Below are 17,608 nucleotides of genomic sequence, written 5' to 3' on the forward strand. Positions count from 1 at the left end.
AAAGGCGCGGGTTACGGCAGGTTCCTCGCCATGACGATGCGCTGCACCTGGTTCGTGCCCTCGTAGATCTGCGTGATCTTGGCGTCGCGCATCATGCGCTCGACCGGGTAGTCCCGGGTGTAGCCGTAGCCGCCGAGGAGCTGGACGGCGTCCGTGGTGATCTCCATGGCGGCGTCCGAGGCGTAGCACTTGGCGGCCGCGCCGTAGAAGGTGAGGTCGGCGTCGAGACGCTCGGACTTCGCGGCCGCCGCGTACGTCAGCTGGCGGGCGGCCTCCAGCTTCATCGCCATGTCGGCGAGCATGAACTGGATGCCCTGGAAGTCGCCGATGGGCTTGCCGAACTGCTTGCGCTCCCGCACGTACTCCTTCGCGTAGTCCAGGGCGCCCTGCGCGATGCCGAGGGCCTGGGCGGCGATGGTGATACGGGTGTGGTCGAGGGTCTTCATCGCGGTCGCGAAGCCGGTGCCCTCCTCGCCGATCATGCGGTCGGCGGGGATGCGGACGTTGTCGAGATAGACCTCGCGGGTCGGGGAGCCCTTGATGCCGAGCTTCTTCTCCGGGGCGCCGAAGGAGACGCCCTCGTCGGACTTCTCCACGACGAAGGCGGAGATGCCCTTGGAGCGCTTCTCCGGGTCCGTGACGGCCATGACCGTGTAGTACTCGCTGACACCGGCGTTGGTGATCCAGCGCTTGACGCCGTTGAGCACCCAGGAGTCGCCGTCGCGCACGGCGCGGGTCTTCATCCCGGCCGCGTCGGAACCGGCGTCCGGCTCGCTCAGGCAGTACGAGAACATCGCATCGCCCTTGGCGAGCGGCGCCAGATAGCGCTTCTTCAGCTCCGGCGAGCCCGACAGCGCGACCGGCAGCGAGCCCAGCTTGTTGACCGCGGGGATCAGCGAGGAGGAGGCGCACACCCGGGCGACCTCCTCGATGACGATCACGGTCGCCAGCGCGTCCGCGCCCGCGCCGCCGAACTCCTCGGGGACGTGCACCGCGTGCAGATCGGCGGCCACCAGGGCGTCCAGCGCCTCCTGGGGGAAACGGCCCTGCTCGTCCACCTCGGCGGCGAACGGCGCGATCTTCGCCTCGGCGAGCGAGCGCACGACCTTGCGCAGCTCGTCGTGCTCCTCGGACGGCCGGTACAGGTCGAAGTCCTTTGATCCCGCCAAGGCATGCTCCCCAGAGAGTTAACTACTGTTTAGTAACCCGATTCTAGGGGCGGCCCTCGGACACGGACCACGTGAGCTTGCCGACAGCGCCCGCACCGCGCCCCCCGGCGCCGCCGTCGCCCGAGATCCTTCCCGCTCCCGGCCCCGACTATGCTCGGGCAGCGCAAGAGGCCCGTCCGCGCACGTCAGTACATGGAGCACCGCATGGCCCCCAGGATCACCGTGATCGGCACCGGCTACCTCGGCGCCACGCACGCCGCGGCGATGGCCGAGCTCGGCTTCGAGGTGCTGGGCCTGGACGTGGCGCAGGAGAAGGTCGCGATGCTCTCCCGGGGCGAGGTCCCGATGTACGAGCCGGGGCTGACGGAGCTGCTGCGTCGGCATGTCGCGGGCCTGGAGGGCTCGACGGGACGGCTGCGCTTCACGACGTCCTGGGAGGAGGTCGGCGAGTTCGGCGACGTCCACTTCGTGTGCGTCAACACCCCGCAGAAGCACGGCGAGTACGCCTGCGACATGTCCTACGTCGACGCCGCCTTCACCTCCCTCGCCCGGGTGCTGCGCCGCCCGGCGCTCGTCGTCGGCAAGTCGACGGTGCCCGTCGGCAGCGCGGCCCGGCTCGCGGCCCTGCTCGCCGAGCGGTCCCCGGCGGGCGCCGAGGTCGAACTCGCCTGGAACCCCGAGTTCCTGCGCGAGGGCTTCGCCGTCGAGGACACCCTGCACCCCGACCGCATCGTCGTCGGCATAGGCGGTGTCGGCGGCGAGCGCGGCGAGAAGCTGCTGCGCGAGGTGTACGCGAAGCCCATCGGCGAGGGCACGCCCTTCGTCGTCTGCGACTACCCGACGGCCGAACTCGTCAAGACCGCCGCCAACTCCTTCCTCGCCACGAAGATCTCCTTCATCAACGCGATGGCCGAGGTCTGCGAGGCCGCCGGCGGCGACGTCGTCCGGCTCGCGGAGGCCATCGGCCACGACGACCGCATCGGGCGGAAGTTCCTGCGGGCCGGCGTCGGCTTCGGCGGCGGCTGCCTGCCCAAGGACATCCGCGCCTTCATGGCCCGCGCCGGTGAACTCGGCGCCGACGAGGCGCTGACCTTCCTGCGGGAGGTCGACTCCATCAACATGCGCCGCCGCAGCCACATGGTCGAGCTCGCCCGCGAGGCCGTCGGCGGCGGCTTCCTGGGCCGCCGCGTCGCGGTCCTCGGCGCGAGTTTCAAGCCCGACTCCGACGACGTACGGGACTCGCCCGCGCTCAACGTCGCCGGGCAGATCCATCTCCAGGGCGGCCAGGTCACCGTCTACGACCCCAAGGGCATGCCCAACGCGCGGCGCGTCTTCCCCACGCTCGGCTACGCCGACAGCGCGGCGGAGGCGTGCCGGGGGGCGCACGTGGTGCTGCACCTCACCGAGTGGGCCGAGTTCCGCGAGCTGGACCCGGTCGCCCTGGGCGAGGTCGTCGCCGAGCGGCGCGTCATCGACGGCCGCAACGCGCTGTCCCCGCGCGAGTGGCAGGAGGCCGGGTGGACGTACCGGGCGCTGGGACGCCCGACGGTCTGAGCCCGTGAACGCGCCGTGGCCCCGCACTCCGACGAGTGCGGGGCCACGGCATCACTGCATCACTGCATCACTGCTTCGCGGTCTTGAGGCATCCTCACTTGTCGGTGACCGTGACCTTCTGGTCCTTCTTCAACTGCTCGAAGAGCTGCTTGGACTTCACCGGGTCCCACTTCACCGCGACACCGTCGCTGCGCGTCGGCAGGTTCGCGTTGGAGATCGGCACGGTCAGCTGCTGCCCGTCCCCGCCCGTGACGCCCTTCATCGCCCAGAACATCGACGTCAGGTCGAACAGCCCCATGTCCTTGTCGACGATGAGGGTGTCCAGCCCGGAGCCGATGACGGGGTAGAGCCGGAACGGGTTGAGGATCGTCGCCGGCGAAGCGGCCTGCTTGGCCAGGGTGTTGAGGAACTTCTGCTGGTTGCGCATACGGCCCAGGTCCTGGTCGGCCTCCTGGTGGCGCTGACGGACGAAGGCCAGCGACTGCCGGCCGTCGAGGGTCTGGCAGCCCGCCTTGAAGTCCGCGCCCGAGTCCCGGTCCTTGATCGGCTTGTCGATGCACATGTCCACGCCGCCCAGCGAGTCGACCAGGCTGCGGAAGCCGCCGAAGCCGATCTCCGCGTAGTGGTCGATCCGCAGCCCGGTGTTGAACTCGATGGTGCGGATCAGCAGTTCGGCGCCGCCGTCCGCGAACGCCTGGTTGAGCTTGTGCGTGGCCGCAGGGAACTGCTTGCCGGACTTCTGCCCGGTGAACGCGGGGATCGTCACGTACGAGTCGCGCGGCAGGCTCAGCATCGTCGTGCCGTTGTCGCCGGTGTGCAGGATCATCATCGAGTCCGTGCGCTTGCCGTCGGCGGAGCCCGTGTGCAGCTCCTCCTTGTCCTTGTCGGACAGGCCCTCGCGGCTGTCGGAGCCGACGATGAGGTAGTTGGTGCCCTCCCCGGCCGGCGGCCGGTCCGGGAGCTTGCCCAGGTCGACCTCGCGGCGCAGCTGGGAGTCGGCCCAGAAGTACGTGCCGATCGACACCGCCAGCAGCACGGCGACGAGTGTGACGAGCCCGACAGTGATGCGCTTGCGCCAGTTAGGGCGGCGCCCGGAGCGCGGGGGACGCGGTCCGCTGCCGCCGCGGCCGCGCCCGGGGCCCGCCGGGCCGCCGCGTCCGTAGACCTGGCCGGTGTTGTAGCCGTCGGCGGGACGGCCGGGCGCCCGGTGGTGCGCGCCGGGTCCCTGGCCCGAGGACGGGCGGTACTGCGGGGGAGGGCTGTCGCGGCGGACGTGCGGCATGGCGCGGGCGCCCTCCGGCTCGGCGCCGGTGCTGCCGCGTCCGTAGCCGTAGCCGTCCCGCCGGCCGCCGGTACGTCCTTCGGACCAATTGCTCATGCAGGAAGTGTGCCCGGTGAGGCGAGCGGACCCGCAACCGGCGACGGGATCGGGGCAGTGCTGTTGCAGAGCTGATGCAGTCCGCGGGCTGTGCGGCGGCCCGGCATACAGTGGTGGACATGACCATCCAGGACCAGGGCGCGGACATACCCGGGAAGCCGACCTCGGCTTCCCGTACGACGCTCTCCCACATCATGACCGCCGGCGACACCAATCTGCTGGGCACCGTCCACGGCGGCGTGATCATGAAACTGGTCGACGACGTGGCCGGAGCGGTCGCCGGCCGGCACTCCGGGGGCCCGGCGGTGACCGCGTCGATGGACGAGATGGCGTTCCTCGCCCCGGTGCGTGTCGGCGATCTCGTGCACGTGCGTGCCCAGGTGAACTGGACGGGCCGGTCCTCCATGGAGATCGGGGTGCGCGTGCTGGCCGAGCGCTGGAACGAGTCGACGCCGCCGGTGCAGGTCGGCAGCGCCTACCTCGTCTTCGCCGCCGTCGACGAGGACGGCAAGCCCCGGCGCGTACCGCCGGTGCTCCCCGAGACCGAGAAGGACCGGCGCCGCTACCAGGAGGCGCAGATCCGCCGCACGCACCGGCTCGCCCGCCGCCGGGCGATCATGGAGCTGCGCGAGCAGCACGCCGCCGAGGGCGTCGAGGACTAGAACGCCCTCCGCTCACACCTCGTCGGGGCACACCATGCGCCCGCCCGGCACCGCCGGGGACGCCGGCGCCGGCCCGGGCGGTGCCGGCTCCTGCGCGGCGCGTACGGGCCGTACGGCCGTGAAGTCCGCGCCCAGCACCACCCGCATCAGCGCCCCCTGCCCCGGCACCGGCCGCACCCGGACGCCCGGCAGCGCCGCCGCGAGCGAGCGCGCGGAGCGGTCCCAGCGCGGGTCGTAGGAGAGCACTGTGTGCGCGGGCGGCCGCTGCGCCGGACCCGGGGGCGGGGCGAAGGCCTCGGTGGTCACGAAGCCGGACGCGCGCAGCCCCTGCTCGGCGGCGCGCAGCAGCGGTGTCCGGCCCGCGCCGTCGAGGACCTGTACGTGGATCCGCGCGGGCGGCACCTCCACGTCCACGGGCGGCTGCGCCTGCGGCCCGTACTGCTGCTGCGCGGCGGGGTCGGAGGCGAGGGGGCGGTCCTCGCGCATCGCCCGGAAGAGCCGCTCGGCACCCGCCTCGTCCCAGCGCACCGTCGAGCCGACGCGCGGCACGACGTGGTTGACGGTGCTGACCGGCACCGAGGCGAACTCCGAGGACGCGGCCGACAGCCCTTTCGTGGTGCGTGCCAGCCGCACCAGTTCGTCCGGCCCCAGGCCCCGGTCCGCGCGCACCGAGTCCAGCAGGGCCGCGGCGAGCCGGTGGAAGCGCACCGGGTTGAGCACCACCCCGCTGCCGGTCGCCCGGTGCAGCAGCGAGGCGACGAACCGCTGCTGGCGCTGCATCCGGCCCAGGTCCGCCGATTCGTCGAGGTGCCGTGAGCGCACGTACTGCAGTGCCTGGCCGCCGTTGAGCGTGCTGGTGCCCGCGGGCAGGTCGAGGCCGCTGTAGTCGTCCTTCAGCGGCCGGTCCGTGCACACCCGCACGCCGCCCAGCACGTCCACGGTCCGCATGAAGCTGGCGAAGTCGACCTCCAGGAAGTGGTCGACGTGCACTCCGGTCAGCTGCTCCACGGCCCGGACGGTCAGGCTCGGGCCGCCCTCCGCGTAGGCGGCGTTGAGCTTCTGCGGGTGCGCGGGGCGCAGCCGCCCGGACTCGTCGGTCCGCTCGGGGATCTCGGTGTACGTGTCGCGCGGCAGGCTCACCACGGCGGCCCGGCGGTGGTCGGCGGACAGGTGCACCAGCATCACGGTGTCCGTGCAGTGGCAGGGGTCACCGCCCAGGTGGTACAGGCTGCGCTCGTCCTCGCTGATGCGGTCCCGGCCGTCGGTGCCGACGAGCAGGAAGTTGGTGCCCTTGCCCGAGGACGGCCGGTGGGTCAGGCCCCGGAAGGCGTCGACGCGGCCGATGCCGTCGTCGATGCGGGTCATCACCGCGTGCCCGATCCCGCTCGTGGCCAGGATCACGGCCGAGGCCGCGACGGCGGCGCGCAGCCCCCAGTGCGGCCGCCGGGGGGCGCCGTGCCGGGGGCCGGGCCTGGCGGCACCCGCCGGGAGCGGCTCGGGAGGGCCGGGCGGGTCCGGTGCGGTCATGTCGTGACCTCCGCGACAGGCGGGACGGACCGGCAACAGTAGGTCAATACGATCAACGGTCCGGTCTCCCACGCCGACCGGGGCGGCCCGGTGCCCGCCGATGGCGGTAACGTGACCGACGAGCCGTCCACCGGGGGGTGACCCCCGAACCCCCGAGGAACCATGCCCGAACAGCAGCCACCAGCCGTTTCCGTGATCATGCCGGTGCTCAACGAGGAGCGGCACCTGCGCACCTCCGTCCGGCACATCCTGGAGCAGGACTACCCCGGCGAGCTGGAGGTGGTGATCGCGCTCGGCCCGTCCACGGACCGTACGGACGAGATCGCCGCCGAGCTGGTCCGCGAGGACCCCCGGGTGCACACCGTGCCCAACCCCAGCGGCCGCACCCCCGCCGCGCTCAACGCCGCGATCAAGGCGTCCCGGCACCCGGTCGTCGTGCGCGTCGACGGGCACGGCATGCTCTCGCCGGACTACATCGCCACCGCCGTGCGGCTGCTGGAGGAGACCGGCGCGCAGAACGTCGGCGGCATCATGCACGCCGAGGGCGAGAACGCCTGGGAGCAGGCCGTCGCCGCCGCCATGACCTCGAAGATCGGGGTGGGCAACGCGGCCTTCCACACCGGGGGCGAGGCCGGGCCCGCCGAGACGGTGTACCTGGGCGTCTTCCGGCGTGAGGCGCTGGAGCAACAGGGCGGCTACAACGAGGAGTTCATCCGCGCCCAGGACTGGGAGCTGAACTTCCGCATCCGTGAGGCGGGCGGGCTGATCTGGTTCTCGCCGGAGCTGAAGGTCTCCTACCGGCCGCGCCCGAGCGTGAAGGCGCTCGCGCGGCAGTACAAGGACTACGGGCGCTGGCGGCACGTGGTCGCCCGCTACCACCAGGGCTCGATCAACTTGCGCTACCTGGCGCCGCCGACCGCCGTCGTGGCCATCGCGGCCGGCCTGGTGGCCGGGGCCGCGGTCACGCCGTGGGCGCTCGTCGTGCCGGGCGGCTATCTGGCGGCGATCGCGGCCGGTTCGGTGCCCGCGGGCAAGGGGCTGCCGCTCAGGGCACGTGCGCAGATCCCGGTGGCGCTGGCGACGATGCACATGTCGTGGGGCGTCGGCTTCCTCACCAGCCCGCGCTCGCTCGCGCGCAGGGTCATCGCCAGCCGCAGGCCGGCCGTGCGCAACGGGTAGCGCCGCTCCGGGGGCGGGGCGCCTCGGAAACGGTTCAGGCCGGCAACGGTTCAGGTCGGCAATGATTCAGGCCAGAAATGATTCAGGTCAGAAACGATTCAGCGAATTGACCTTCATGCAGGCCGAGGTGTCGTCCCCGTTGAGCGGATCGGCGCTCTCCGGGGCCTTGTTGCTGGGATCGCCGGGGTTGCCGGAGCTGCCGGGAGTGCCGGAGGGCGCTGTGGACGGGGACCCGGCGCTGCCCGGCTCGTCGGCCTTGCCGCGCTTCGCGTCCGGCGTCGCCGTCGCGGCCGTACCGCCGCCGCCCTTCGGGTACGTCGTGCCCGTTCGCCAGTCCGCGCCGATGACGAGCGTCATGCCCGTGACGCCCGTCGACATGCGCAGCGCGCTCTCCGGCAGCCCGAGGGCCTTGGCCACGGCCTCGGCGTCGCCGCGCAGGGACGCCTTGGCATAGGTGAGCGTCGTATCGGCCTGCGCGCGGGGCGCGGAGTCCGCGACGGCCTTGGTGAAGCCCTGCTCGACCAGGTGCGCGGCGATGCCCGAGGAGCGGCCGGTGGCGGGGGGCTGGGTGGGGGTGCCGGTGCCGTTGAAGACGGTCACCGCGATGTCGGCCCTGCTCGTGGGGGTCGGGGCCGGTGAGGAGTCCTTGGGGTCCTTGGTCGGGTCCTTGCCGTCGAGGGCGATGTCGTTGCGGACGAGCGAGAAGAGCTTGTCCGCGTCACCGGGCTTGGGGATGACGTGCGCGTCCGGGTTCCGCGGGTCGGCCACCCACGGCATCGTCGTCATGGTGATGCGCTCCGTCGGCACCCGCTGGATGTCCTGGGCGAGGTCGTACAGCTTCTTGACCGAGCCCAGGTCCTTGTCGACGGTCAGGGCTTTCGTGGCGGCCTCGGCGAGATCGGTGAGCTGGCCCGGATCGGTCAGCTTCGTGCCGGACTTCAGCTGCCGGACCATCGCGTTCATGTACATGTGCTGCGCGTGGGTACGGCCGATGTCGCTGCCGTCCTCGAAGCCGTGCCGGGTGCGCAGCCACTGCAGGGCCTGCTCGCCCCTGACCTTGTGCGTGCCCTTCTCCAGGCGCAGCCCGGACTTGCTGTCGTAGACGTTGCTGTCGACGCAGACCGGGACGCCGCCGACCGCGTCCGCCATGCTCACCACACCCGCGAAATCGATCATCATGAAGTGGTCGACGGGGATGCCGGTGAGCTCCTCCCACGCGGCGACCGTGCAGCCCGGACCGCCGTTCATGAGGCTGGTGTTGATGATCTGGCTGTTGGTCTCCTTGTAGACCGTGCCGTCCTCGGGGTCGGTGCACTTGGGGATGGTCACCCGGGTGTCGCGGGGCACGCTGATGACCGACATGTTGCTGCGGTCCGCCGAGACGTGCACGAGCATCTGCACGTCGGCGAGCGGCTTGCGGCCGGCGTCGTCGCGGGCGCCGCCGAGAGCCACGTTCTCCGGGCTGTTACGGCTGTCGGAGCCCAGCAGCAGGATGTTCAGGGGGCGCTGGCCGACGGCGTTGGCGGCGCTGCGGTCGAGCTGCTTGTCGCCGAGGTTGAGCCGTTCCTTCTTGATGTTGCGGTTGAGGTGCGTGTAGTAGAAATAGCCGCCGGCCGCCGCCGCGAGCACCAGGAACGCGAGTCCGAGCACGGACCAGCGCACTATTCGGCCGGTACGGGTGCGGGGGCGCTTGCCCGCCGGTTCGTCGTCGGTGGCGGTCCCGGTTTTCCCGGCAGGGGCTGCCGCCTCGCCGTCCTGCTGGGCGGGCAGCCGCGCTTCCGCGCTGCCGGACCGGCCCGCGTCTTGCTCACGGGCGTCCTGCTCCGCCCCCTCGGCGGTGCCCTCGTCCGTGCCCTGCGGCTTCGCCGCCCCGCGCCCCGCGCTCAGCCGCGGCTGCCGCATCGGCCCTCCCCTTGTTCATGGTGCGTCCGGCCCGATGGGCAGGCGTGTCGTCGTGCAATGAGATGGCCACACCCGCACAGGGGTTCACTTGGCGCAGATGTTCTTGTCGTCCGCTTCGACCTTTTGAATGCCTTCCGGAGCCTTCTCCGGTGCGGCGGGCGCGGAGACGGGGGTGCCGGCGGCCCGGAAGTCCGCGCCGAGGGTGAGCGTCATGCTCGCCATGGGTCCGGCGTTGCCGCCGGTCTGGTGCAGGGCGTCGGCGGGCAGGCCCATGGCCTCCGCGAGGCGGCGGGCCTGGTCGGCCTGGTCGGGCGCGAACTCCAGGACCGTCTTGTCGGTCTTCTTCCCGCCGGGTGCGTTGCCGGCGTTGGTGGAGCGCGGGATGCCCTTGGTGTTCTGCAGCCAGGTCACGGCCTCCTGGGCGGCGCCGAACCGGCCGCTGCCGTTGAACACCTTGACCCGCACCTTGGCGGGCTCGGCCTTGGGCCCGTTCAGCAGGGCCTGCGCCTTGGCGTCGGCGGCCTCCTGCTCGGCCTTCTCCTTCGCCGCCTCCTTCTGCTTGACCTCGGTCAGCGAGACGTCCTGCTTGACCATGGCGAGCAGCGGATCGGCCTTGGCGCGGTCCAGGACGACCGTCTTGCGCACCTTGCCGTCGGCGGGGTTGTCGACGACGGGCAGGGTCACGAAGGTGATGTTCTTCAGGTTGACCTTGCTCAGTTCCTTCGCCAGCGTCGTGAGCTTGGCGACGGAGTCGATGCCGGTGTCGACGGTCAGGGACTTGGTGGCGGCGTTGCCGATGTCGTACAGCTTCTTCGGATTGCTCAGTGTGTCCCCGGACTTCATCTTCCGGATCATCGAACTCAGGAACTGCTGCTGGAGCTTGATGCGGTCCAGGTCGCTCTCGAAGCCGACGCTGTGCCGGGTGCGGACGAACGCGAGCGCGTCCTCGCCCTCGATCTCGTGCCGGCCCTTGCTCAGCTTCAGGTGCGACTTGGGGTCGTCGATGTCCTTGCCGAGGCACACCTCGACGCCGCCGACCGCCGCCGAGAGCTCCTTGACCGCGTTGAAGTCGGCCATCATGAAGTGCGTGACCTTCAGCCCGGTCAGCGCCTCGACGGTCCGCCAGGTGCAGCCGGGGTTGCGGTCCTCCTGGCCCAGGCTCTCGTTGAATCGCACGCCCTTGGAGCCGGGGACGGTCTTCGTGGTGCCGTTGTCCTGCTTGACGGGGCAGTCCGGGATGTCGGTGATCATGTCCCGGGGGATGGAGATCGCGGTCGCGTTCGAGCGGTCCGCGGAGACGTGGAAGAGCAGGGTGGTGTCGGCGTGGCCGACGCTGCCGTCGTCGCCGTAGCCGGTGTTGCCCTTCCCGGAGCGCTTGTCGGTGCCGATGACGAGGATGTTGACGGGCCCGTCGGGCACGACGTCGTTGCTGACGCCGACATCGACCTTGTCGATGTTGCTGTTGAGGTGCTGGTACAGCAGGTACGCGCCGACCGAACCGCCCACCAGCAGGAAGGCCAGCGTGCCGCCGGTCCACAGCAGGACCTTCTTCTTCGCGCTCTTCTTCGGTTTCTGCTTGCGCCGCCCGGTCGTCGCCTGCGGGCCGGAACGGCGTCCGCCGGGGCGCTGCACCGGTACGGGGCGGGTGTCGCCGTCGCGTACGGACCTGCCCGCCGGCCGGGCGCCCTTCTGGCGGGACGCCGGCGAGGGCACGGCGCCGGAGCGGTTGGGGGAGACGTACGACGACCGTTCTCTGCCGTGCGACGGACCGCCCTGGGCCTGGTCGAGGCGCAGCTCGTAGCTGCCGGTCTCGGGGTCGTAGACCCACTGGTCGGCGGGGTCGATGCCGCCCGCCTGCCCACGGCCTTGCGCGTCCACGGTCGCTTGAATCCTCCGTCGGTGCCACGAGCGCCATCCCCGCAAAGGCGCACGGTCACGTCGTCTTGCAGTGCGCGGTCAGCAGGCCCTGCGCACCGGAGCGCTCACACTATCCGCACAGTTCAGCGCCGAACGACGCCGGTGACAAATTCCCGCACCCTTACACCTGGGCAATCCGGGCAATCCAGCAGTGGGGGCGGTCCGTGCGTCAGTGCTGCGCGGCCGCCGTCAGTCGCAGATGCCGCGCGCGGCGGTGGTGCCCTCGTACGTGGGCGGGGCGCCGGTGGCCGCCGGGCTCCCCGCGTCGGCGGGCCGCCGGGCCGGGCCGCCGGACTTGCTGTCGGCGGCGGGCCGTACGTGCTCGGTGACCGACACCGGACGGTCCTCGCGCAGCTGCTGGAACAACCGGTCCGCGTCCGGCTGGACGAGCTCGTCCCGGTCGGGGTTGTACGGGTACGGGCGGCGCGGCACCGTCAGGAACTGCACCCGCTCACTGGGGATGGACCGCACGGTGCGCACCAGGTCGTAGAGCTTGCGCAGCGAGCCGAGCCCGGCGTCCGTGGTCAGCGAGCTCGTCGCCGCGTCCAGCACCGGGTACAGCCGCGTGGGGTTGAGCAGCACCCCGTCGCTCTGCATCTCCTTGAACAGGGCGCCCAGGAACTGCTGCTGGCGGCCCATCCGTTCGGTGTCGCTGCCGTCGCCCATGCTGTAGCGGGCGCGGACGAACCCCAGCGCCTGTTCGCCGTGCAGGACCTGGCGGCCCGCCGGGAGCCGGACGCGGGCCTCGTGGTCGTCGACGGGCCGGCGCAGGCACAGCTCGACCCCGTCGACCGCGTCGACCAGGTGCTTGAAGCCGTTGAAGTCGACGACGAGGTGGTGGTCGACGCGGATGTTGCTGATCTTCTCGACGGTGCGGATCGTGCAGGCGGTGCCGGCGAGCTCGTAGGCCCAGTTGAACTGCGCGAAGCGCTCGTTGGTGTAGGTGCCGTCGGGGCGGCGGCAGGAGGGGATGGTCGCCATCAGATCGCGGGGCAGGCTGACGGCGGTCGCGCTGCGGCGGTCCCCGGCGAGGTGCAGCAGGATCTGGGTGTCGGAGCGCTGGGTGCCGCTGTCCTCGCCGTAGGAGCCGTTGCCGGTGCCGCTGCGGGTGTCGGAGCCGATGATGAGGATGTTCTGGGCGCCGGTCACGGACGCGCTGGGGCGCTCCTTCTCGTAGCGCCGCAGTTCCTCGGCGGCCGCGTCGTCGGTCCTGATGTTGTTGTTGAGCTGCTCGTACAGCAGCCAGCCCAGCCCCGCCACGGCCAGGACGAGCAGCGAGAGCCCCAGCGCGAGCCCGCGCAGCCAGCGGCGCCGGCGCCGGGGCGCGGGCTGCTCCGCCGGGGTTCCGGGGCTGTGGTGCACGGCTGCTCCCTCCCTCGCGGGGTGGGTGGTACGTGCCTCCGTAGGGGGCCTGCCCGCGCGGATCTCCCGCGCGGGTTCCCCCGATCATCGCGCGCCCGGCACGATCCGGCAGCGCCTACAGGGCCGTCACGGTGACGTGCTCGCTCTCGCGCCGCTTGTCCAGGGCGCCGCCGGAGAGCCGGTCCAGATGGCGGCACAGCACGACCGAACCGCCCGCCGCGAGCGGCGCGAACAGCCCCGCCGACAGCCCCTCCCAGCTGTCGTACGGCAGCCCCGAGAGCATGCGCGAGCCCGCGCCCAGGCCGTGCTGGTGGGCGTCGGTACGGGACCGCTCGACCAGTTGGGCGCCGGTGAGCTCCGCGCCGTCCACGGCCAGCGCGGGGGCGCCGGGGTCCACGGGGGCGTACGGGGCGAACCGGTCGCCCTGGCCGGGCACTTCGGCCGCGTAGTCGAGGAAGCCCTGCGGCGGCTGCGGGAAGCGGCCGCCCAGCGGGCGCAGCGCGAGCGCGACGCGCTCCCCGGAGCAGGCACGCGCCCGCTCCAGTTCGTCCGGGCCGCTGACGACCAGGTCGGCACGGGCCGGGTCGCCGCCCACGTCGGCCAGCACGCCCACCGAGGAGCAGGCGAGCAGCCACACGGCGGTCTGCCAGTGCGCGGGCAGCAGCAGCGCGAGCCGGTCACCGGGCTCGGCGGCCAGATCGCCCTGCAGCAGATTGGCGGTCTTCGCCACCCAATTGGCGAAGGTGGCCACGGACAGTTCCACGCGTTCGCCGGTGGCGTCGTCGTAGAAGGTCACGAGCGGGCGGGCCGGATCCGCGGCGAGTGCGGAACGCAGCAGGTCGGCGGGGGCGCGATCGGTGGCGTTCATCGCCGTCAGGGTACGCCGCGCGGGCCCCCGTACGGGTGCGGGGCGTCCCGCGCGGCAAGGGGCGCGGGCCCGCCGTTCCGCGACGGATCGTCATCTTACGAATGGACAGATTTGTGGCGTTGTGCCCAGCCTTTTTCCATGCGTCGTTTTCTTGCCGTCCTTGACGTCCTTGCCGCACCGGGTCCCCGCGCCGCCGTGACCGCCACCGCCTGCGCCGCCGCCCTGACCGCCGCCTCCCTGCCGCTCGCCGCCCCCGCGAGCGCGGCGCCCGCAGCGGCCCGTACGGCGAGACCCCCGGCGACCGGCGCCCCGCCGGACGCGCCCGCCGCGCTCCCCGAAGGCGTCCCGGGCGCGACGCAGTCGCTGCCGCTGGTCACGCTGGGCGCAGCCCGCCGCGCCGCCGGAGCACCGGCCGGCGCCGAGGTCGGCCTGCCGGAACGCGCCGTCAAACCCTTCTCCCTCGTCGGCATCGTCTGGGACGACGCCACCAAGGAGCTGCGCGGCCGCGCCTGGGTGCGCACCCGCGCCGTCGGCAGCCGCGTCTGGTCCGGCTGGCAGGACATCCAGACCCACGACGACGACCGCCCCGACCCCGACTCCGCCGAGGGCCGCGGCCGCCGGCTGCGCGGTGCCAGCGCCCCGCTGTGGGTCGGCGCCTCCGACGCCGTGCAACTGCGGGTCAGCCCCGAGACCGCCACCGGGCGCACCCCGGAGGAGCGGGCCCTGCCCGGCGGCCTGCGGCTCGAACTCGTCGACCCGGGCGCCGACCCGAAGCCCTCCGCCACCAGACCGGCGGGCGCGGCCAAGACGCCGCCGCGCGGGCCCGCCCGCCCGCCCCGCCCGCAACAGGCCCGGCCGCAGCAGCCCAAGGGCCAGCCGGTCCGTCCTCAGCAGGCCAGACCCCAGCAGGCCAAGCCCCAGCCGGCCCGGCCGCAGTCCCCGGCGGTGCAGCGGCCTGCGATCCAGCGGCCCGCAGTGCAGCCGCCGACGGGCCGGCACCCGGTGGCACAGCCGCCCAAGGACCGGCCCCCGCAGGCCCAGCGGCCCAGGACCCGCAGCGCCGCAGCGCCCCCCGACCCCAGCGAGGAGGAGTTCGCCGCGTCCGCCGTCAACGCGCCTCTCGCGCCACTGGGCGCCACCGAGATCCCCGCCCTCGACAAACGCGCCTCCGTGGGCGACATCGAGCACACCGACACCGGCGGCGCCCCCCTCACCGACGAGACCGAACCCGACGGCACCGGCGACCCCTACGCCGCCGCCGACGACGATCAGGACGGACGCCCGGGCTACGGCGACATCGAGCGCTACGTCGGCCCGCGCCCGCGCATCGTCACCAGGGCGGGCTGGGGCGCCGACGAGTCCCTGCGCGAGAGCGGCTTCCGCTACACCAAGTCCGTCAAGGTCGCCTTCGTGCACCACACCGCGACCGGCAACACCTACAGCTGCTCCCAGACCCCCTCCGTCATCCGCAGTATGTACCGCTACCACGTCGTCAGCAGCGGCTGGCGGGACATCGGCTACAACTTCCTGGTGGACAAGTGCGGCACCGTCTACGAGGGGCGCGCGGGCGGTGTGGCCAAGCCCGTGATGGGTGCCCACACGCTCGGTTTCAACACCAACAGCATGGGCATCGCCGTGATCGGGACGTTCAACAACAGCGCCCCGTCCGACGACGCCGTCGACGCCGTGGCCCGTCTCTCGGCGTGGAAGGTCGGCCTCTTCGGCGGCAACCCGCGCGGCACCGCCACCCTGGTGTCCGGCGGGGGCAATCTCTTCAAGAAGGGCACGCGCGTCAAGCTCAAGGTCATCTCCGGGCACCGGGACGGCTATGCCACCGACTGCCCCGGCGACCGCCTCTACGGCCGCCTCGGCACCGCCCGCACCGAGGCGTCCCGCCTCCAGGGCCGCTGACCTGGGGCGGGGCCGTGCCGCGGGTCTGCATACACTAGGCCGCCGATCACGGCCCGGCCCCAGCAGGAAGCAGAGACGACAGGTGACAGAAGCGATCCTCCTGGTCGGGGGCAAGGGGACCCGGCTGCGTCCGCTCACGGTGCACACGCCCAAGCCCATGGTCCCCGCGGCCGGCGTCCCGTTCCTCACCCACCAGCTGGCGCGCGCCCGCGCCGCCGGTATCGAGCACATCGTGCTCGCCACCTCCTACCTCGCCGAGGTCTTCGAGCCGTACTTCGGCGACGGCTCCGCGCTCGGCCTGCACCTGGAGTACGTCACCGAGGAGGAGCCGCTCGGCACCGGCGGCGCCATCCGCAATGTCGCGGACCGGCTGCGCTCGGCCCCCGGCGACCCCGTCCTGATCTTCAACGGCGACATCCTCACGGGCCTGGACATCGAGGCCCTCATCACCACCCACCGCACCTCGGGCGCCGATGTCTCCCTGCACCTGACGCGCGTGGCCGACCCCCGGGCGTACGGGCTGGTCCCCACCGACGACAGCGGCCGCGTCACCGCCTTCCTGGAGAAGCCGCAGACGCCCGAGGAGATCGTCACCGACCAGATCAACGCGGGGGCGTACGTCTTCAACCGCTCCGTCATCGACACCATCCCCGCGGGCCGCCCCGTCTCCGTCGAGCGCGAGACCTTCCCCGGCCTGCTCGCCGACGGCGCCCATCTGCAGGGCATGGTCGACTCCACCTACTGGCTCGACCTCGGCACCCCGCAGGCCTTCGTACGCGGCTCGGCGGACCTGGTGCTCGGCCGCGCCCCCTCCCCGGCCGTCCCCGGCCGCTGCGGCGACCGGCTCGTCCTGGACACCGCCCGCGTGGCCCCCGACGCCAAGCTCACCGGCGGCACGGTGATCGGCGCGGGCGCGCGCGTCGAGCCGGGCGCCCGGGTGCACGGCAGTACGGTCCTCGACGGCGCCGTCGTCGAGGCGGGCGCGTCCGTGAGGGACTCGCTCATCGGCGCCGGCGCGCGCGTCGGCGCCCGTACGCTCCTCGACGGCGCGGTCGTCGGCGACCGGGCACACGTGGGCGCGGACAACGAACTGCGCGCCGGCGCACGCGTGTGGTGCGGGGCGCACATCCCCGACTCGACCATCAGGTTCTCGTCGGACCAGTAGATCCCCGCAGCACGGGAGGCCGGCAGATTCCCGCAGAGCGGGACGAATCCGGCGAAGCCGCCGACCGGACGTACCCTGACCGGGTGGGAACGCGCACCTGGGCCCCACCCGGCCCGTACGACCTCGGACGGACCCTCGGCGTCCTCGCGCGAGGCCCCGGCGACCCCGCCTACCGCGTCGCCCCGGACGGCTCCCTGTGGCGGGCCGGCCGCACCCCGGCCGGCCCCGGCACCCTGCGTCTGACCGCCCGCGACGGCCGGATCGAGGCCGAGGCGTGGGGCCCCGGCGGCGACTGGCTGCTGGAGACGCTCCCCGCGCTGCTCGGCGGCGGCGACGACCCCACGGCCTTCACCCCCCGCCACCGCCTGCTGCACGAGGCGCACCGTCGGCACCCCGGCCTGCGCCTGACCCGCACCGGACTGGTCCTGGAATCCCTCGTGCCCGCGATCCTGGAGCAGAAGGTCACCAGCGACGAGGCGTACCGCGCCTGGCGGCTGCTGCTGACCCGCCACGGCGACCCCGCCCCCGGCCCGGCCCCGGCCGGTATGCGCGTCATGCCGGACGCCCGCGCCTGGGCCCTGATCCCCTCCTGGGAGTGGCACCGGGCGGGCGTGGACGGCAAGCGCTCGGCCGCGATCGTCCGCGCGGCCCGCGTCGCACCCCGCCTGGAGGAGGCGGCGGCCATGGACCACGCGGCCGCCATGGCCCGTCTGCAAGCCGTCCCCGGCATCGGCCCGTGGACCGCCGCCGAGACGCTGCAGCGCAGCAACGGCGACCCCGACGCGGTCACCCTCGGCGATCTGCACCTGCCCCGGATCGTCGGCTGGTCCCTCACCGGCGACCGGCACGCGGACGACGCGGCCATGCTGGAACTGCTGGCCCCCTACGCGGGGCAGCGCCATCGCGCCTGCCGTCTGATCCTCCTGCGGGGCAGTGCCCCGCCCCGCAGGGCGCCGCGCCACGCGGTGGGCGACATCCGGCATCTGTGAGCCTGTCGGCCCGCCGGAGCCGCCC

13 protein-coding genes are annotated in these 17,608 nt (G+C 72.8%); 6 read left to right on the top strand and 7 right to left on the bottom strand.

The window, feature by feature from the left end:
- Positions 1–11: 11 nt before the first annotated feature.
- Positions 12–1,169 carry an acyl-CoA dehydrogenase gene (locus tag ACFP1Z_RS18625; protein ID WP_390317557.1) on the bottom strand — a complete coding sequence of 386 codons (1,158 nt, stop codon included), beginning with the start codon at positions 1,167–1,169 and terminating at the stop codon, positions 12–14.
- A 204-nt stretch (positions 1,170–1,373) separates the two neighbouring features.
- On the opposite strand from ACFP1Z_RS18625, the gene ACFP1Z_RS18630 reads away from it, so the two are divergent.
- Positions 1,374–2,723, top strand: a complete 1,350-nt coding sequence (locus tag ACFP1Z_RS18630) for a UDP-glucose dehydrogenase family protein (RefSeq protein ID WP_390317558.1) — start codon at positions 1,374–1,376, stop codon at positions 2,721–2,723.
- Between the two features lie 94 nt (positions 2,724–2,817).
- Here ACFP1Z_RS18630 and ACFP1Z_RS18635 read toward each other — a convergent pair whose 3' ends face one another.
- A complete protein-coding gene (locus tag ACFP1Z_RS18635; RefSeq protein ID WP_390317559.1) occupies positions 2,818–4,101 on the bottom strand; it encodes an LCP family protein in 1,284 nt (427 codons plus the stop codon).
- Between the two features lie 119 nt (positions 4,102–4,220).
- Between ACFP1Z_RS18635 and ACFP1Z_RS18640 the strand changes: the two genes are divergently transcribed.
- The gene (locus ACFP1Z_RS18640) at positions 4,221–4,763 is read left to right on the top strand and encodes an acyl-CoA thioesterase (RefSeq protein WP_390317560.1); all 543 of its coding nucleotides are present in this window, start codon (positions 4,221–4,223) and stop codon (positions 4,761–4,763) included.
- A gap of 12 nt (positions 4,764–4,775) precedes the next feature.
- Here ACFP1Z_RS18640 and ACFP1Z_RS18645 read toward each other — a convergent pair whose 3' ends face one another.
- Positions 4,776–6,290: an LCP family protein gene (locus ACFP1Z_RS18645; protein WP_390317561.1), complete on the bottom strand. Its 1,515-nt coding sequence runs from the start codon at positions 6,288–6,290 to the stop codon at positions 4,776–4,778.
- Positions 6,291–6,452: 162 nt separating this feature from the next.
- On the opposite strand from ACFP1Z_RS18645, the gene ACFP1Z_RS18650 reads away from it, so the two are divergent.
- Positions 6,453–7,469, top strand: a complete 1,017-nt coding sequence (locus ACFP1Z_RS18650; protein WP_390317562.1) for a glycosyltransferase family 2 protein — start codon at positions 6,453–6,455, stop codon at positions 7,467–7,469.
- 87 nt (positions 7,470–7,556) lie between these two features.
- Here the strand turns inward: ACFP1Z_RS18650 and ACFP1Z_RS18655 are convergent, their stop codons facing one another.
- From ACFP1Z_RS18655 to ACFP1Z_RS18670, 4 genes are all read right to left on the bottom strand, one after another.
- Positions 7,557–9,371: an LCP family protein gene (locus ACFP1Z_RS18655; RefSeq protein WP_390317563.1), complete on the bottom strand. Its 1,815-nt coding sequence runs from the start codon at positions 9,369–9,371 to the stop codon at positions 7,557–7,559.
- Between the two features lie 84 nt (positions 9,372–9,455).
- Entirely contained in the window at positions 9,456–11,249 is a 1,794-nt protein-coding gene (locus ACFP1Z_RS18660; protein ID WP_390317564.1) for an LCP family protein, read from the bottom strand.
- Between the two features lie 228 nt (positions 11,250–11,477).
- Complete coding sequence (locus tag ACFP1Z_RS18665) at positions 11,478–12,650, bottom strand: LCP family protein (protein ID WP_390317565.1); 1,173 nt, start codon at positions 12,648–12,650, stop codon at positions 11,478–11,480.
- A gap of 115 nt (positions 12,651–12,765) precedes the next feature.
- Positions 12,766–13,518, bottom strand: coding sequence for a TIGR03089 family protein (locus tag ACFP1Z_RS18670; protein ID WP_390317566.1), 753 nt, complete (start codon positions 13,516–13,518; stop codon positions 12,766–12,768).
- A gap of 138 nt (positions 13,519–13,656) precedes the next feature.
- On the opposite strand from ACFP1Z_RS18670, the gene ACFP1Z_RS18675 reads away from it, so the two are divergent.
- The 3 genes from ACFP1Z_RS18675 to ACFP1Z_RS18685 all read left to right on the top strand — a co-directional run bounded on the left by ACFP1Z_RS18675 (position 13,657) and on the right by ACFP1Z_RS18685 (position 17,583).
- Complete coding sequence (locus tag ACFP1Z_RS18675) at positions 13,657–15,429, top strand: N-acetylmuramoyl-L-alanine amidase (protein ID WP_390317567.1); 1,773 nt, start codon at positions 13,657–13,659, stop codon at positions 15,427–15,429.
- An 82-nt stretch (positions 15,430–15,511) separates the two neighbouring features.
- The gene (gene manB, locus ACFP1Z_RS18680) at positions 15,512–16,594 is read left to right on the top strand and encodes a mannose-1-phosphate guanylyltransferase (protein WP_390317568.1); all 1,083 of its coding nucleotides are present in this window, start codon (positions 15,512–15,514) and stop codon (positions 16,592–16,594) included.
- A gap of 83 nt (positions 16,595–16,677) precedes the next feature.
- A complete protein-coding gene (locus tag ACFP1Z_RS18685; protein ID WP_390317569.1) occupies positions 16,678–17,583 on the top strand; it encodes a DNA-3-methyladenine glycosylase family protein in 906 nt (301 codons plus the stop codon).
- Positions 17,584–17,608 lie beyond the last annotated feature (25 nt).

Origin of the sequence: Streptomyces gamaensis, from assembly GCF_042656465.1 — a bacterium.
GTDB lineage: Bacteria > Actinomycetota > Actinomycetes > Streptomycetales > Streptomycetaceae > Streptomyces > Streptomyces gamaensis.

What these genes read in the sequence shown, in the direction of transcription:
- ACFP1Z_RS18630 (WP_390317558.1), top strand. Translation starts at nt 1,374, where the DNA reads ATGGCCCCCAGGATCACCGTGATCGGCACCGGCTACCTCGGCGCCACG.
- ACFP1Z_RS18635 (WP_390317559.1), bottom strand. Translation starts at nt 4,101, where the DNA reads ATGAGCAATTGGTCCGAAGGACGTACCGGCGGCCGGCGGGACGGCTAC.
- ACFP1Z_RS18640 (WP_390317560.1), top strand. Translation starts at nt 4,221, where the DNA reads ATGACCATCCAGGACCAGGGCGCGGACATACCCGGGAAGCCGACCTCG.
- ACFP1Z_RS18645 (WP_390317561.1), bottom strand. Translation starts at nt 6,290, where the DNA reads ATGACCGCACCGGACCCGCCCGGCCCTCCCGAGCCGCTCCCGGCGGGT.
- ACFP1Z_RS18650 (WP_390317562.1), top strand. Translation starts at nt 6,453, where the DNA reads ATGCCCGAACAGCAGCCACCAGCCGTTTCCGTGATCATGCCGGTGCTC.
- ACFP1Z_RS18655 (WP_390317563.1), bottom strand. Translation starts at nt 9,371, where the DNA reads ATGCGGCAGCCGCGGCTGAGCGCGGGGCGCGGGGCGGCGAAGCCGCAG.
- ACFP1Z_RS18670 (WP_390317566.1), bottom strand. Translation starts at nt 13,518, where the DNA reads ATGAACGCCACCGATCGCGCCCCCGCCGACCTGCTGCGTTCCGCACTC.
- ACFP1Z_RS18675 (WP_390317567.1), top strand. Translation starts at nt 13,657, where the DNA reads ATGCGTCGTTTTCTTGCCGTCCTTGACGTCCTTGCCGCACCGGGTCCC.